The sequence below is a fragment of the Nonlabens sp. YIK11 genome, assembly GCF_001413925.1.
Taxonomy (GTDB): domain Bacteria; phylum Bacteroidota; class Bacteroidia; order Flavobacteriales; family Flavobacteriaceae; genus Nonlabens.
The window spans coordinates 2851504-2868368 of the sequence record NZ_LBMJ01000001.1; the positions used below are offsets into that span (position 1 = coordinate 2851504).

7 protein-coding genes are annotated in these 16865 nt (G+C 43.3%); 5 read left to right on the forward strand and 2 right to left on the reverse strand.

Going from position 1 to position 16865, the window contains the following annotated elements; translation table 11 throughout:
• Positions 1-8: 8 nt before the first annotated feature.
• Both AAU57_RS12995 and AAU57_RS13000 read right to left on the reverse strand, forming a co-directional pair.
• The gene (locus tag AAU57_RS12995) at positions 9-2477 is read right to left on the reverse strand and encodes a polysaccharide biosynthesis tyrosine autokinase (RefSeq protein WP_055413320.1); all 2469 of its coding nucleotides are present in this window, start codon (positions 2475-2477) and stop codon (positions 9-11) included.
• Entirely contained in the window at positions 2478-3263 is a 786-nt protein-coding gene (locus AAU57_RS13000; RefSeq protein WP_055413321.1) for a polysaccharide biosynthesis/export family protein, read from the reverse strand.
• Between the two features lie 951 nt (positions 3264-4214).
• Here AAU57_RS13000 and AAU57_RS13010 point away from each other — a divergent pair.
• From AAU57_RS13010 to AAU57_RS13030, 5 genes are all read left to right on the forward strand, one after another.
• Positions 4215-6092 (forward strand): ABC-F family ATP-binding cassette domain-containing protein, encoded by a 1878-nt coding sequence (locus tag AAU57_RS13010; RefSeq protein WP_055413323.1) that lies wholly within the window; start codon positions 4215-4217, stop codon positions 6090-6092.
• Positions 6093-6401: 309 nt separating this feature from the next.
• On the forward strand, positions 6402-7181 hold the full coding sequence (locus AAU57_RS13015) for an O-methyltransferase (protein WP_055413324.1): 780 nt from the start codon (positions 6402-6404) through the stop codon (positions 7179-7181).
• A gap of 48 nt (positions 7182-7229) precedes the next feature.
• Positions 7230-7919: an ABC transporter ATP-binding protein gene (locus AAU57_RS13020; protein WP_055413325.1), complete on the forward strand. Its 690-nt coding sequence runs from the start codon at positions 7230-7232 to the stop codon at positions 7917-7919.
• Between the two features lie 480 nt (positions 7920-8399).
• On the forward strand, positions 8400-8993 hold the full coding sequence (locus tag AAU57_RS13025) for a phage tail protein (protein ID WP_231717823.1): 594 nt from the start codon (positions 8400-8402) through the stop codon (positions 8991-8993).
• 20 nt (positions 8994-9013) lie between these two features.
• Positions 9014-16849 (forward strand): hypothetical protein, encoded by a 7836-nt coding sequence (locus AAU57_RS13030; RefSeq protein WP_156340172.1) that lies wholly within the window; start codon positions 9014-9016, stop codon positions 16847-16849.
• Positions 16850-16865: the final 16 nt, after the last annotated feature.

Here is a 16865-nt window from a genome sequence, read left to right on the forward strand (position 1 = left end):
GGCTTTTTCTAACTACGCTTTCGCGAAAGCGTAAATAACTTACTAATCTGTTGCTTCAATCGATATGCCGCGGTTTTTGGGGCATTATCTTGATGGTAGCCGTTGCCGTAGGCTCCATACCCGTAACCGTAGCCATAACCATAGCCATATCTCGCTCGGTCGTTGAAATAGTTGAAGAGCAGACTGACGTTATCCAACTCACGTTTTACATATTTATCGTTGACGATGTCCAGCATTCCCCTTTTAGTATATCCCTGACGCACCACATACAGGCTGGCTTCTGAATACTTTGATATTTCCATAGCGTCTGCCACTAGACCCAGAGGCGGCGTGTCCAGAATGATATAATCATAGGATTTTTTCAGCTCTTCCAACATGATAGCTGTTTGCTTTTTTAATATAAGCTCACTAGGATTAGGTGGCACAGGACCTGATAGCGCTAGATCCAGATTTTCTATTCCCGAAGATTTTATGATCTCATTCAGCGTTGCGTCTTTAACCAAGTAATTGGAGACTCCAATGGTGTTCTCAATATTGAAATCATCAAATATTTTAGGCTTTCTTAAATCCAATCCTACCAATATGGTTCTTTTGCCACTTAGTGCAAAAACCGTAGCCAGATTGATACTGGTAAAGGTTTTTCCTTCACCGCTGACACTACTCGTCACCATAATGGTTTTTGAGCCGGTGTTGGAACTTGTATCCTGATTGTATATAAAATGCAGACTGGATCGCAAACCTCTAAAAGCTTCGGCAATGGCAGATCTTGGCTTTTCATATACCACAAGATTATTGTCATGCTTGACTTGTCCTATGACTCCTATCAATGGAACTGGCGATAATTTTTCCAAATCTTTAGGAGAATGAATAAAACTATCCAATAGCGTTAGGATAAACGCTACTGTCACGGGCACTGCGATTCCTATCAATAGTGCGATCAAGTAGTTGATATTGCTATCCCGCTGGCTACCACCTTGACCGGTGTCTTTTGCCTCATCGATGATGTACACATCAGATACATTAGCCGCTTTGACTAATTCTGCCTCTTTTCTTTTTAGCAGAAAGATATCAAGGGCTTGTTGATTAATATCAAATTGACGCTGGATCTTTAAAAATTCCTGCTGCTCCTTAGGCAACCTTTTGATCTGACCTTCCAACTTTCCTATTTCTCTATTGATCTGAGAAAGTTCACTTTCTAGAAGTGACGTAGAGTTTTCTATATTCTCATAGATCACCGTTTTCAATGCATCAATCTGACGGTCAATTTCCCTAAAGGCTGGAGCATCTGGTTTCAAACTGAATTCCAGACGCTTACGTTCTTCTGAAAGTCCTATCAATTGACCAATGAATCCACCTATGCTACCTTCTGAAATACCTACCACAGACGGAGCTTGAATCGCCGTATAATCAGATCTACGCTTTAAATAGGTGTCTAGGTTTTCATAATAATTCAATCGGTTCAACAAATCCCTTTTCTGGATTTCAAAACTGGTGAGCTTTTCATTAAAATCTGAGTTTTGCACCGTAGCATCTAACAGTTGTGTGTTGTTCCTGAAAGTTGACAACTCTTCTTCTGACTCCTTCAACAATTTACTTTGTTTTTGAAGGCTGCTGTCTATGTATTTGATCGTACTTACCGCAAACATATTTTTCTTGCGCAACTCTTCTGTGACCAGTACCTCACTGCTTTTGTTGATATAATCAATAAGTCGTTGCTTGTTCAGGCCTTGCATACTTAGGTTCAAAATGGAGGATCCATCGGGTTGCTGGCTTACCGCAATGCCTTTATAACGCATGACGGTTCCCCAATAATTACCTAGGTTGAACAGCCATTCTCCAGCACTGACCTGATCTGATCGTCGCTCGATGGTTACTTTTAAAAAGGGTAGCTCTATCTTTTCTCCAAAACGGAAGGTTTGACTCCAGTCTCCTTGTGGCACCTGGACGCTTGTGGGTTCTTTTTCTGCATAATCAAATCCGCCAGCTGTGGTCCCACCAAATGTGGTACTCAATTCAAACCTATCGTTATCCAACACTTTAATCCGTATATTTTTTTGATACAATTGGGCACTGGATGTATCTACAAAAACATAGAATGGAGTTTGCTTATAGGCGTCAATATTGTAATAATCTCCTTCTTTGATATAGTTGACGTAGAATTGCAATTGATCCACAACCACCTCTGCATGGGATCTGGATTTGAATTGGGTGATGGCCGTGGTTACCTTGTCTGTAGTTCCACCCCAATTAAATGTCAAGCTTTGATTGCTCGTAAATAAAGGGTTATTGTTGTCCTTGATACTGATCAAGGACTCAATTCTGTAAAACGTCTGAATAAATTGATTCTTGTAATAGGCATATGACAAGCCTATGATCATGCACAGCAAAAACAGCCACCAAAGTTTCAATAGCTTTTGCAGGAACTGTTTGACATCAAAAATGCCTGATAATGCGTTAACTTCCTTTTCTTCTTCCATCTATAAACGCGTGAATAAAAGGACTGATGTCACCAGTGCGCTAAGCACTGTAACGATCGTGCCGAAAGTCGATAAACCAGTGGTGCCTGTACCTATCACCTTTTGAGGCAATGGATCCACTACAATCATGTCATTGGGTTGGATATAGTAATAAGGTGAGTACACTACATCCAGATCCGTCAAATCCAGCTTGTGTACCTTTACCCCATCTGGATAATTACGCACGATTTTAACCGCGGTCAAGTCGCCCACGTCACTGACACCGCCACCGGCCGCAATGGCCTCAACTATATTTATTTGTTCTTTTTCTACATTAACCTGTCCTGTTCCAGCAACCTCACCCACCATAGTATAGGAAATACCGGCGAGCTTTACGGTCAAGAACAGCTCATCTTCCTGTTTGAAATATTTTTCCAGTAAAATTTGTTTCAACTTTTCCTGCAGTTCATCGGTAGTAAGGCCTATGGCTTTTACCGTTCCTATCTCAGGCAGTCTAATGTCACCACGTATATCAATCCCATATCCATTCATTCCAGCACCGCTCACGGATTCACCACTTGCTGGCGAAAAAAGCTTTGTCAATCGTTCGTCTGCACTTTGATACAAGCTGATGTTCAAAACGTCGTTCACCTGTAATCGGTACGGTGGTTGTAAACGTCTTGCCATCATTAAGCTATCCACAGCTACAGATTTTGACTCTTGCAGGTAAGTGATTTTATTTAAAGGGATGCAAGATGATATTGCAAGCAGCAATCCTATCATCCATACAAACGTGAGCCTACGCATATTCTCTTTGGTGTATAGCCGGTAAATATAAAATTATCTTAATAGATAGCCTATTTAAAATGTCTTCTATGCTTCAACACACCTGTCTGGGAATTTATTGCGGTAAAGTATTGTCTTCGTTACTTTTTCCATTACCGAAAAAGTAACCAAAAAGGCTAGGCTGTGGCATATCTGTCTGCAACTATCGAAGCTTCCGCCGAAGAAATTAAAACGTTTTCGGTTGCAATAGCATTTTCATCTCGATGGTCTTTGGTACAATGTGAATACTTCATTTTTTTGCGACAGACCTGCCAATGCCGGTTAAAAAATCGCTACTATGGTAATCTAAAAGAGTAAATTGATTTCATGGTATCAACAAAAGAATCGGATACCTATTTTATACTTACTCGAGAAAATCTTATCAGCCTCATAAATGATTATATAGCTTTGTTACTTTTTCCATTACCGAAAAAGTAACCAAAAAGGCTAGGCTGTGGCAAGTCTGCCTGCAACTATCGAAGCTTCCGCGAAAGAAATTAAAACGCTTTCGGTTGCAAAAACATTTCGATCCTGATGATCTTAATAACAAGATAAATACTGCATCGCCAACCGACAAATTTCTTTCCAAAGGCTTCATCTCCTTCATTTTTGACGACAGACCTGACAATGGCGGTTAGAATACTCTCTTTATTAATGAAGGTACTTAAACGAAATTCATCGCTACCGTCCGCTTTTCTATCCAGGTGCAACGACATAAACTTGATTTATGTTTCGCTTTCGCGAAAGCGAAAATGAAAGCGTATTTCCATCAAAAAACTGGAATTATTTCCAGGTCTTTGTTTCATTACTATAATTTGGGTGCGTTCCACATAGCAGAACATTTACTTTAGGATCTAGGTTTAAGTTAAAGTTGATAGCATTACAAGCCTAGGAAATACCGTAACTTTGCCACTTATTTCTGAGCAGAATTCCATGAATTATTTGAGTGTAGAAAATGTATCGCGTGCATTTGCAGACAAAGCGCTGTTTGAAAATGTATCGCTGGGCATCAACCAAGGCCAAAAAATAGGCTTTGTGGCAAAAAACGGTTACGGTAAAACCTCGCTGCTCAATATCATTGCCGGCAGGGAACAACCGGACTCTGGTAGCGTCAACAAACGCAGCGATTTGCGTATGGCGTTTCTATCGCAAGAGCCAGACCTGGATCCTAACCAAACCATTGAGGAGGTCATTCTAGCCTCTGATATTCCTACCATCCAGATCATCGCTCGATATGAAAAGGCGATGGAAAACATGGATGATGCAGATGCCTACCAAAAAGCATTTGACCAGATGGAATCTGTACAGGCTTGGGATTTTGAAACCAAGTACAAACAGATCCTATCCAAACTCAAGCTGGACGATCTTTCGCAAAAAGTAGGCAAGCTAAGTGGTGGACAGAAAAAGCGCATCGCCATGGCGATCGCCTTATTGTCCGATCCGCAATTGTTGATCATGGATGAGCCTACCAACCACCTGGATCTAGAGATGATCGAGTGGCTGGAAGAGTATTTTAAACAGGAAGACTACACTATATTGATGGTAACACACGACCGTTATTTCCTAGATCGTGTGTGTAATGAAATTATTGAATTGGACAACGGTCATCTTTACACCTACAAAGGAAACTACTCCTATTACGTAGAGAAAAAGGAAGAGCGACTCGAGATCGAGCAAACCACCCAGGAAAAAGCACAACAACTCTTTAAAAAGGAATTGCAATGGATGCGTCGCCAGCCCAAGGCGCGTACCACCAAGTCCAAATCCCGAATCGACGATTTTTACCAAATCAAAGAGGCTGCCTCCAACCGTCGCAAGGAACACAACGTAGAGCTGGAAATCAACATGCAACGAATGGGAACCAAAGTGGTAGAACTGCACAAGATCTCAAAATCCTTTGGCGATAAAACACTTATTGAAAACTTTGATTACAACTTCCAGCGTGGCGAACGTGTGGGCATCATTGGGAAAAATGGGACTGGTAAATCTACTTTTCTCAACATCATTAATGGTGATCTTCCTCCAGATACCGGTAAGGTAACCATAGGTGAAACGATCAAGATAGGCTACTATACGCAAGGTGGTATCGACATCAAGCCGGGACAAAAGGTGATTGATGTGATCAAAGAATACGGCGAGTACATACCGCTCCAAAAAGGAAAAATCATCAGTGCAAGTCAGTTGCTGGAGCGCTTTCTTTTTGATAACAAAAAGAAACATGACTTTGTTGAGAAACTTAGTGGTGGCGAGCGAAAGCGGTTGTATTTGTGTACGATACTCATTCAAAATCCCAATTTCCTGATCCTTGATGAGCCTACCAACGACCTGGACATCCCAACGTTGAACGTGCTGGAAAACTTTTTGATGGATTTCCCAGGTTGTATCGTGGTGGTAAGTCACGACCGCTACTTTATGGATAAGATTGTGGACCATCTTTTGGTATTCAATCAGTCTGGTGAGATTACAGATTTCCCTGGAAATTATTCTGATTTTAGAGCCTATGTGGGTACTACAGATATTGCTTTGGAAAAGGAAACCGTCAAGACTCCAGAGGTCAAGGCAGTTCCAAAACCAGAAAAACCCAAATCCAACACCGGCATTTCCCGCGAGGATCAAAAAGAACTGAGCCGACTGGAAAATAAAGTCAAACAACTGGAAGCGGAACGCAAAAAGTTACAAGACAGCTTTCTCGATGAATCCATAGATCCAGAGACCATGACCGAAAACAGTATCAAGCTGGGAAAAGTCAAGGAAGAATTGGAAGAAAAGGAAATGGAGTGGCTGGAACTCACAGAGCGATTGGGAGTTTAATAGTTTATCATTGTGAGTAACCCTTCATAAAAAATTGCTTAGCCCTATCACCGTTGAACTGGTTATATTATGATAGCAGCTCCTTAAACGGATATCGAGTGTCGGTCTCGATACAGTTTCCAAAAATCGTTTTTCCTTCAGAATCGCTCCTTCTCGACTGCCGCTCGAAGCGGCTACATTTAGAAACGAAAACGGATCTTCAAAAGGCCCTACCTAAACATCTAGTAGACCCTGAAATGAATTCAGGGTGTCGGTAAGTGTGAATATTCAAGGTGAACAGATGATGAAACAATTCTCTAATTTTGAATCGTGCTGCACCAACTCAAACACTACCTCAAACATCGCTGGAAATCCTTCCACCTGCACGGTATTCATTCTCCGTTTGTTTTTACCTTGAATCGTGACTGCTTGCAAAAAAGATCACATCTTGCTGTGAATGAGGAAATAGTTCGCTTTCGCGAAAGCGTAAAAAACCATCCCCAATTATTACATATAGAAGATCATGGTGCCGGCAGTAAACGTTTACAAGAGGACACGCGAAAAAGCAGCGAAATCTTAAAACACAATTGCAGTAGTTTGAAGCGAGCCCAGCTATTGTCTCGTCTTACGCATTATTTGAACGTGCAACGCGCTCTGGAACTAGGCACTTCGCTAGGAATAGGCACTCACGCGCTTGCGATGGCGTGCCAGCAAGTCACCAGTATTGAGGCGAGTCCAGAGGTTCGCGATTATGCCTCTGCACGATTGAAGGCGGCTCGTGTAAAAAATGCGCATTTGGTCACTGGAACTTTTCAAGATTTTTTGGACGGTACCTTGCATCAACAGCCTAGTGGCGTTTATGACTTGGTTTTTATAGATGGACACCATGATGGTGCTGAAACCCTGCGCTATTTTGAAGCACTGCAGCCTTTCTTAAATGAGCAGTCTGTAGTGGTGATTGATGATATCTATTGGTCAAAAGGCATGACCAGAGCATGGGAACAATTGATACATCATCCCAAAGTCACCGCAAGCATTGATACCTATCAATGGGGTATTCTGTTTTTTAGAAAAGAACAGAGGCAGCAAGCTTTTCATATTCATGTGTAACGTCTCTAGAAATCCTGCGTCCTATGAGGCATAAGCAACCTAGTAGTTATGAGTGAAAATGTCATCGAGGTGCGCGATATCGTGCGTAATTTTAAGTTGGGGCAAGAAGAAGTAAAAGTGCTTAAAGGCATTGACCTTGATATCAAACGTGGTGATTATGTGGCTTTTATGGGACCATCAGGTTCTGGGAAATCCACTTTTATGAATCTGCTGGGCTGTCTAGACACACCTACTTCAGGTACCTATCGACTTAATGGAACAGATGTTTCCAGTCTAAGCGATGACCAGCTTGCTGACATTAGAAATACCGAAATAGGTTTCGTTTTCCAGACGTTTAATCTCTTGCCGCGTACCACGGCTCTTGATAATGTAGCCTTGCCCATGATTTATGCCGGTATGTCTAAAAAGGATCGCATCGCTAGAGCTACCGAAGTTTTGACCAGCGTAGGCCTTGCAGACCGTATGGACCACCAGCCCAATCAGCTGTCTGGTGGACAACGCCAGCGGGTGGCCGTAGGCCGTGCCCTGGTTAATAACCCATCCATCATCCTAGCCGATGAGCCCACCGGTAACCTGGATTCCAAAACAGGTGTAGAAATCATGGCACTCTTTGATAAAATCCATGCCGATGGTAATACGGTAATTCTTGTCACCCATGAAGAGGACATCGCAGAGCATGCCCACCGTGTGATACGTTTGAGAGATGGCGTGGTGGAAAGTGATGTTAGGAATCGATAAACGGAAAATCGATATTGTTCTATTTTCAAATTCTATCTTGAAGGTTAATCTTATTCTGAAATCTCTTGAACGCTACTTAGCACAGCGTTTTATGTCACAAAAGTTTATTGTGGACATGTCAAACAGACTTTATTCCTACACGATATATGTTAATTTTATTAACATAATTAACATTTCTTAATAAAAGTATTTTAAATTCGCTCCATCCTTACAAAACCATCTTGGGCTTAAACGCACCCGAGCATGACCAGTTCTAACAGGCCCTACTGTTAGTTTGTACACGGTAATAACCGTCAACGAATACTAATTTAATAATGAGATGTAAATGAGCACCGATAGGTAAGCCTATAACATTTAAATAAGAAAAGGTCCTTTTTCCTACAGAAACGAGCATCATTTTCAACAATGGTAAAACTGTCCTTATCTGAAAACTATGAATTATTCACTTAAATAAAATAATTAATTCTAAAACCTCCAATCATGAAAAAAACTCTACTCCTTCTCGCATTTCTAACACTTAGTTCCATCACCTGTCAGGCACAAGAAGCAATGATAGGTGAGATTAAAATGTTCGCTGGTAATTTTGCCCCACGTGGTTGGGCTTTATGTAATGGGCAGCTTCTACCTATTAATCAAAACTCAGCATTGTTTTCTATTCTTGGAACACAATTTGGCGGTGATGGACGCACCACTTTTGGATTACCTGACTTGAGAGGACGTACGCCTGTAGGACCAGGAAATGGCCCAGGTTTATCTACCATTCAAGTAGGGCAAAAAGGAGGTACTGAGACTCACACCTTATCTCTTGCAGAAATGCCTTCTCATTCTCATATTGCTACTGGAAGTATTCCTGTCAACACCATTTCTGGTGATAATGATGAAGTTAGTCCAGCAAACGGTGTATTAAGTAATACTGGTGATGATCAATATGCATCATCTGCATCTGCAGACTCGATGCCAGCAAATGTTACTGTTGGTAATACTGGTGGTAACCAGTCTTTTGATATACGTAACCCTTACCAAGGCGTACATTATATCATCGCCCTTCAAGGTATTTTCCCATCCCGCAACTAGATTATTTAGCCAACCATACTATGAAACAATTTTACTCAAGCAAACTCGTAATGTTTGCCGTGACTTTTTTTGTGTTCGCTTTCGCGAAAGCACAAACCCAAAACAACCTCATCGACGCACCTGGTGACATTGCCATCGTTGCTTTACATAGTGATGATGGTACTGCTGGAGAAGAAGACGGCTTTTCTTTTATACTATTAGATAATGCACCTGCTGGCGCCACCATAAGATTCATTGATGAAGAATGGTTGGGGACCACCTTCCAATCACCCACGGCAGAAGGAGAATTGCTCTGGACAAATAATACTGGCAGCCAGATTGCTGCAGGAACCGTGGTGAATATAACAGATACTGATGGCCCAGGAGAAGCAGCCTCCATAGGTATTGTCGATGAGGTCGAAGCTGGCTTTAACATCAATGGTACTGGCGATCAGATTTATGCCGTGACAGGAACCAGAGCTGTACCAGGTACCTTTCTTACTTTCTATGGTACACTGGAAAACGGAGCAACCCTGGCGGGAACTGGTTTAACTGATGGAATCAATGCACAAGTTGGCTCTGTTGGATTTCTTGAAGGACGATACACTGGCCCAACCACATGTAATGGAACAGCAGAAGCTTGTGCTACACAATTCAACACCACAAGTAACTGGACACCTGGCGAGTATACCCATCCAAACGATGTTCCTTCTGCTCCAAGCACTTATACCGGTAGCGTCTTTGCAGGAAACACAGCGCCCGATCTAGGAGGAACACCAGCAGATGTTACGGTAACGGAAGATGTTGCAACAGCCATAGATCTTTCTGCCTACAACATCACCGATACAGATGGTGACCTTGTTACCGTAACCCTAGGCGTTGACCGCGGGACGATTGCCAGCGTCAATGGTAATGGAACGACCAGTGGCGTGATCATTACAAATTCTGGTACCGCATCGATGACTTTACAAGGTAGTGTTGCAAATATTAACACATATCTTAATGATACTTCAAAGATTACCTATACCACCGCGCTTAATGATACCACCACAGCGACCTTGACGGTAACACCTAATGATGGAACCGTCAATGGTACAGCAGACACCGTGCTTATAAACGTGACTGCGGTCAATGATGATCCAGTGGTGACTATTCCCAATCCTAATCCAGGTGTATCATTTTTGGAAGGAGGAACCGCTGTAACCATTAACAATTCATTTACTATTGACGAACCAGGTGGTGAAAATATCAATCTGGTGTCACTAAGCATCACTTCCTTTTTTCCTAATAATGGAGAATCTATTGCCGTAACCGCTCCTGGGCCCTACACGGCAAATTTCAATTCAACTACAGGAGTGCTTACTTTAACAGGAACTGGCACCGCAGCACAGGCACAGGCAGCTATTAGGACAGCTACGTTTGTGAATACTGGTGACGACCCAAGCGTTGGTAACACCAGAAACAATAGAAGTTTTGTTTTTACAGTGACAGATGCAAGTGGTAACTCGGTCTCGAGCAGCAATTTTGCATTTTTATCTATTGCCGCTATAAACGATGACCCGACCTTAAGCAGTTTACCTTCTGATCTGACGGTGACTGAAAACACAGCATCCAACATTGATCTAAGTACAGCTGTTATAGCAGATGTTGATGCCGGAACACAATCTGTTAGTTTGACGATTGCAACGAGTTCTGGAACATTAGCAGCTAGCACCTCTGGAGGTGTTACCGTAAGTAATTCTGGAACCGCTAGCATTACTTTATCAGGTGCAATTGCTAGCATCAATACATATTTAGACACAGCTAGTAGCATTCAAGTAACTACCGCTTCTGGATTAACAGGTAATGATGCCGCGGCACTTACTATAACCGGAAGCGACAATGGTAATTCAGGATCTGGAGGCGGCGGGACGATCAACTTTGGTTCGGTTAATCTTGACATTGATGTGCAATTGGATGATGCCTCTTTTAGTTATAGTGCTGCCTCCTTTTGTGTAAATGAGGTAGATCCATTACCAACGATAACTGGTGAAGCCGGTGGAACATTCAGCTCAACAGCCGGACTCTCTATTAATCCTACAACGGGTGCGGTGGACGTTTCGGCTTCTACACCTGGAACTTATACGGTGACCTACATCACCACGAATCCTGGTCAAAATACAGCCAGCCAGACGATTACCGTGAACGCATTAGATGATGCGAGTTTCAATTACGCCGCTGCGGCTTATTGTACCAATGATTCAGATCCAACACCTACTATCACCGGCCTTGCTGGTGGAACCTTTAGCTCAACGGCTGGACTTTCCATTAATGCTACGACAGGTGCGGTAGATGTTTCTGCTTCTACGCCTGGAATTTTTACAGTGACATATACTACGGCTGGAGCTTGTCCGAACAGCTCTTCAATCTCACTTACAATTAATACTTTAGATGATGCGTCATTCAGCTATGGTGATCTAGAATTTTGTGCGACTGGTGCAGATGCTATACCTACCATTACTGGACTTGGTGGTGGAACCTTTAGCTCAACGGCTGGACTTTCTATTGATACTACCACTGGTGTGGTAGACGTTTCGGCTTCCACAGCTGGGACTTATACGGTGACTTATACAACCGCTGGGACTTGTCCTAATTCGTCTAATGTCTCACTTGAAATTACTTCTACTCCAGAACCGATATTTAGTTCTGCAACCCCTAATTCTATTAATGTCAGCTTCACCGGTGGATGTAGCAATCTTAGCGGTATTTATATTGTGAACGGAACTATCAATGGAAAAAATAATTATGAATACCAAGCTGATCCAATTTTTGAAATAGGTTTTGATGGTTCTAAATGGGTATTGTATGCCTTAAATGATTTTACTAGTAACGGGTATGAAAATACCACTGTTCCAGCCGGCTTAAACCCACCTTCCAGCGGATGGCTACGAACTGGATGTGCGGATGGCACGATGACTATCGATTCTAGTGATACTAATAGTTTTTGCGCTGGTGACACGGTAAACGACTTAATTTCTATAGGAACTGGTACAGATATTAAAATTTATAGCTCTAATACATCTACCACACCCCTAAGCTCTACGGATGTATTGGCAACTGGAGATTATTACGCTACAAGCACAGCAAATGGTTGCGAAAGTGAAAGAGTTCAAGTAACAATAAGTGTTACACCATCAACAACTTTTACAGCTCCTGCAGATGTTTGCATTGATGCCGGCTTACAAACTGGACTTTCTGGTGGTACTGCGACAGGCGGTGTATATTCTGGTCCTGGAGTGACTGATGACGGTAATGGGTCGACTTATACCTTTGATCCAGTCACTGCTGGAGTTGGAATTCATACCATTGTTTATACCACAAATACCAATGGTTGTGCTGATAGCGCGAGTGATACTATAGAAGTGTTAGCGTTAGACAATGCCACTTTCGCGTACAGCGATACCACCGGCTGCATTGATGCGACTGATCCTGTGCCAACCATTACCGGTCTTGCTGGTGGAACCTTTAGTTCGACAACTGGACTTTCCCTTAATTCAACCACAGGTGTGGTAGATCTTTCGGCTTCAACGCCTGGAAACTACACGGTAACCTATACGACTGCTGGGACTTGTCCTAACAGCTCTACTGCTACTATTACCGTAAATGGTTTGGATGATTCCAGTTTCGCTTTCGCGAAAGCGCAATATTGCCCTAATGAAGTAGATCCTACACCTACGATTACTGGACTTACAGGAGGCACATTTAGTTCCAGTGCTGGGCTTAGCATAAACACTTCTACCGGAGTAATTGATCTCAGCGCTTCAACTCAAGGCACTTATACGATCACCTACACCACTAACGGTGATTGCCCAAATCTGAGCACAACAGTTGTAACCATTGAGGACAACACAGCACCTGTCCCTGATACAGCCGTGCTTGCTGATGTTATAGCAGAGTGTTCTATAACAGCTCTTACCGCACCAACCGCGACTGATAATTGTGGTGGCACAGTAACGGTAACCAGTGATGCAGTATTGCCGATCACGGCTCAAGGAACAACCGTCGTGACTTGGACCTTTGATGATGGTAATGGAAACACCTCTACACAAACCCAAAATGTGATCATCGATGATACAACAGCTCCGGTAGCGGATCTTGCTGTACTTGCAGATGTTACGGCACAGTGTAACGTGACTTCTCTTACACCACCTACAGCAACTGATAATTGTGGTGGTATGATTACCGTTACGAACAATGCTACGTTACCAATCACAACTCAAGGAACAACAGTTATTACTTGGGCTTATGACGATGGAAATGGGAATATTACATTCCAAAATCAAAACATCATTATTGATGATACAACACCGCCAACGCCAGATCTAACGGTACTTACTGATGTTACGGCACAGTGTAGTGTGACTTCTCTTGTCGCGCCGACTGCCACCGATAACTGTGGAGGTACGGTGACAGTGACCAGCGATGCCGTATTGCCTATCACGACTCAAGGAACCACCGTAGTAACTTGGACGTTTGACGACGGTAACGGAAACACCTCTACACAAACCCAGAATGTGATTATTGATGATACAACGGCTCCGGTAGTGGATCTTGCTGTACTTGCCGATGTTACGGCACAGTGTGGTGTGACTTCCCTTGTCGCGCCAACTGCCACCGATAACTGTGGAGGTACGGTAACAGTGACCAGCGATGCCGTATTGCCTATCACGACTCAAGGAACCACCGTAGTAACTTGGACGTTTGACGACGGTAACGGAAACACCTCTACACAAACCCAGAATGTGATCATCGACGATACAACGGCTCCGGTAGCGGATCTTGCTGTACTTGCCGATGTTACGGCACAGTGTAGTGTGACTTCTCTTGTCGCGCCAACTGCCACCGATAATTGTGGAGGCACGGTAACAGTGACCAGCGATGCGGTATTACCGATCACAACTCAAGGAACAACAGTTATTACTTGGGCTTACGATGATGGAAATGGGAATATTACATTCCAAAATCAAAACATCATTATTGATGATATAACACCGCCAACGCCAGATCTAACTGTACTTGCCGATGTTACGGCACAGTGTAGTGTGACTTCTCTTGTCGCGCCGACTGCCACCGATAATTGTGGAGGCACGGTAACAGTGACCAGCGATGCGGTATTGCCTATCACGACTCAAGGAACCACCGTAGTAACTTGGACGTTTGACGACGGTAACGGAAACACCTCTATACAAACCCAAAATGTGATCATCGATGATACAACGGCTCCGGTAGCGGATCTTGCGGTACTTGCCGATGTTACGGCACAGTGTAGTGTGACTTCTCTTATCGCGCCAACTGCCACCGATAATTGTGGAGGCACGGTAACAGTGACCAGCGATGCGGTATTGCCGATCACGACTCAAGGAACCACCGTAGTAACTTGGACGTTTGACGACGGTAACGGAAACACCTCTACACAAACCCAGAATGTGATCATCGATGATACAACGGCTCCGGTAGCGGATCTTGCGGTACTTGCCGATGTTACGGCACAGTGTAGTGTGACTTCTCTTGTCGCGCCGACTGCCACCGATAACTGTGGAGGTACGGTAACAGTGACCAGCGATGCGGTATTGCCGATCACGACTCAAGGAACCACCGTAGTAACTTGGACGTTTGACGACGGTAATGGAAACACCTCTACACAAACCCAGAATGTAATCATCGATGATACAACGGCTCCAGTAGCGGATCTTACTGTACTTGCAGATGTTACGGCACAGTGTAGTGTGACTTCTCTTGTCGCACCGACTGCCACCGATAACTGTGGAGGCACAGTAACAGTGACCAGCGATGCAGCATTGCCGATAACCACTCAAGGAACCACCGTAGTAACTTGGACGTTTGACGACGGTAACGGAAACACCTCTACACAAACCCAGAATGTGATTATCGATGACACGACGGCTCCAGTAGCGGATCTTACTGTACTTGCCGATGTTACGGCACAGTGTAGTGTGACTTCTCTTGTCACACCGACTGCCACCGATAACTGTGGAGGCACGGTAACAGTGACCAGCGATGCGGTATTACCGATCACAACTCAAGGAACAACAGTTATTACTTGGGCTTACGATGATGGAAATGGGAATATTACATTCCAAAATCAAAACATCATTATTGATGATATAACACCGCCAACGCCAGATCTAACTGTACTTGCCGATGTTACGGCACAGTGTAGTGTGACTTCTCTTGTCGCGCCGACTGCCACCGATAATTGTGGAGGCACGGTAACAGTGACCAGCGATGCGGTATTGCCTATCACGACTCAAGGAACCACCGTAGTAACTTGGACGTTTGACGACGGTAACGGAAACACCTCTACACAAACCCAAAATGTGATCATCGATGATACAACGGCTCCGGTAGCGGATCTTGCGGTACTTGCCGATGTTACGGCACAGTGTAGTGTGACTTCTCTTATCGCGCCGACTGCCACCGATAACTGTGAAGGCACGGTAACAGTGACCAGCGATGCCGTATTGCCTATCACAACTCAAGGAACGACCGTTGTGACTTGGACCTTTAATGACGGAAATGGAAATACAACCACTCAAACCCAAAACGTTGTTATCGCTGGTAGTGATATCGAAAATGCAACGCTGACCGATGCAACATTTGTTTACGACGGAAGCGTGAGATCGTTAGCCGTAGAAAACATCCCTGCAGATGCGACTGTGACTTATACAAACAATGATCAGACTGAAGCAGGTACGTACATAGTCACGGCAGTAATTACCAGCTCAAGCACAGATTGTCCACAAGTGACTATTGATGGTATACTTACCATTGAACAAGCTGAACAGACTGTTACTTTTGATGCACTTACACGTAGACGTTTATCTACAGATCCTGATTTCCAATTGACAGTAAGTGCTTCTTCAGGACTACCAATTGTCTATGAAACAACTGCCTTGACACAACCGCCTGCGGCAGATGTAAGTGCTAGTGGATTTGTAACGCTTCAATCAGAGGGATTCCTATTGATTACTGCGACGCAACCTGGTAATAACAATTACCTCGCCGCGACACCAGTTTCCCAAGAGCTAGAAGTTTTCTTGAATACTGATACTACTATAGAATCTATATCTATCAATGGTGAGGTATTTACGAATCCCGATACGAACATTTTCTATCTGATTGACTGCGACGACAGCATTGAAAGCGTTGATGTAGAAATTGTGAGTGAAACCGGTGCCACTGCATCAACAGGTGAATCTTTTATCGTAGAAACAGCTACTCCTGGTCTGTATCGCCGAACCATTGTTATCACTGCTGAAAACGGACGTGATACAAGAACTTTTAATCTATTGATTGAAAAGAGATTTGTTTTTGACGCCATTGTTGAGCAGAAGTACGGCAACGTTCTAGTGGTGAATAATAATCCAGCGAATAATGGCGGGTATTCTTTTGTAGCTTACGAATGGTTCAAAAACGGTCGTCTGGTAAGCACCGATCAATTTTTCTCTGAAGGCGATAATGCTAGCGATCGATTAGATCCTAGCGCGAGGTATATGGTTAGAATGACATTAGCAAATGATGATGTGCTTCAAACTTGTGAATCCACGATCAACCTTGGAAATACATTCTCTTTTGTTATACTTCAAAACCCAGTATTGCAAGGAAAAACATTGAATGTAAGAGCAGATTATCCTCAAGGACAACCTGAGAACGCCGTCTACTTCATTTATGATCAGAATGGTAGATTGGTGAAAGAAACAGCTGCCGTAGCAATAGTTACTTCTATAGAACTACCAGATAACCTTCCTGTAGGCGTTTATCGCTTATTATTACGAATCAATGGATCAAATAAGAGCCTGAACTTTATCAAAAACTAAAATTAGTAGAATCGTA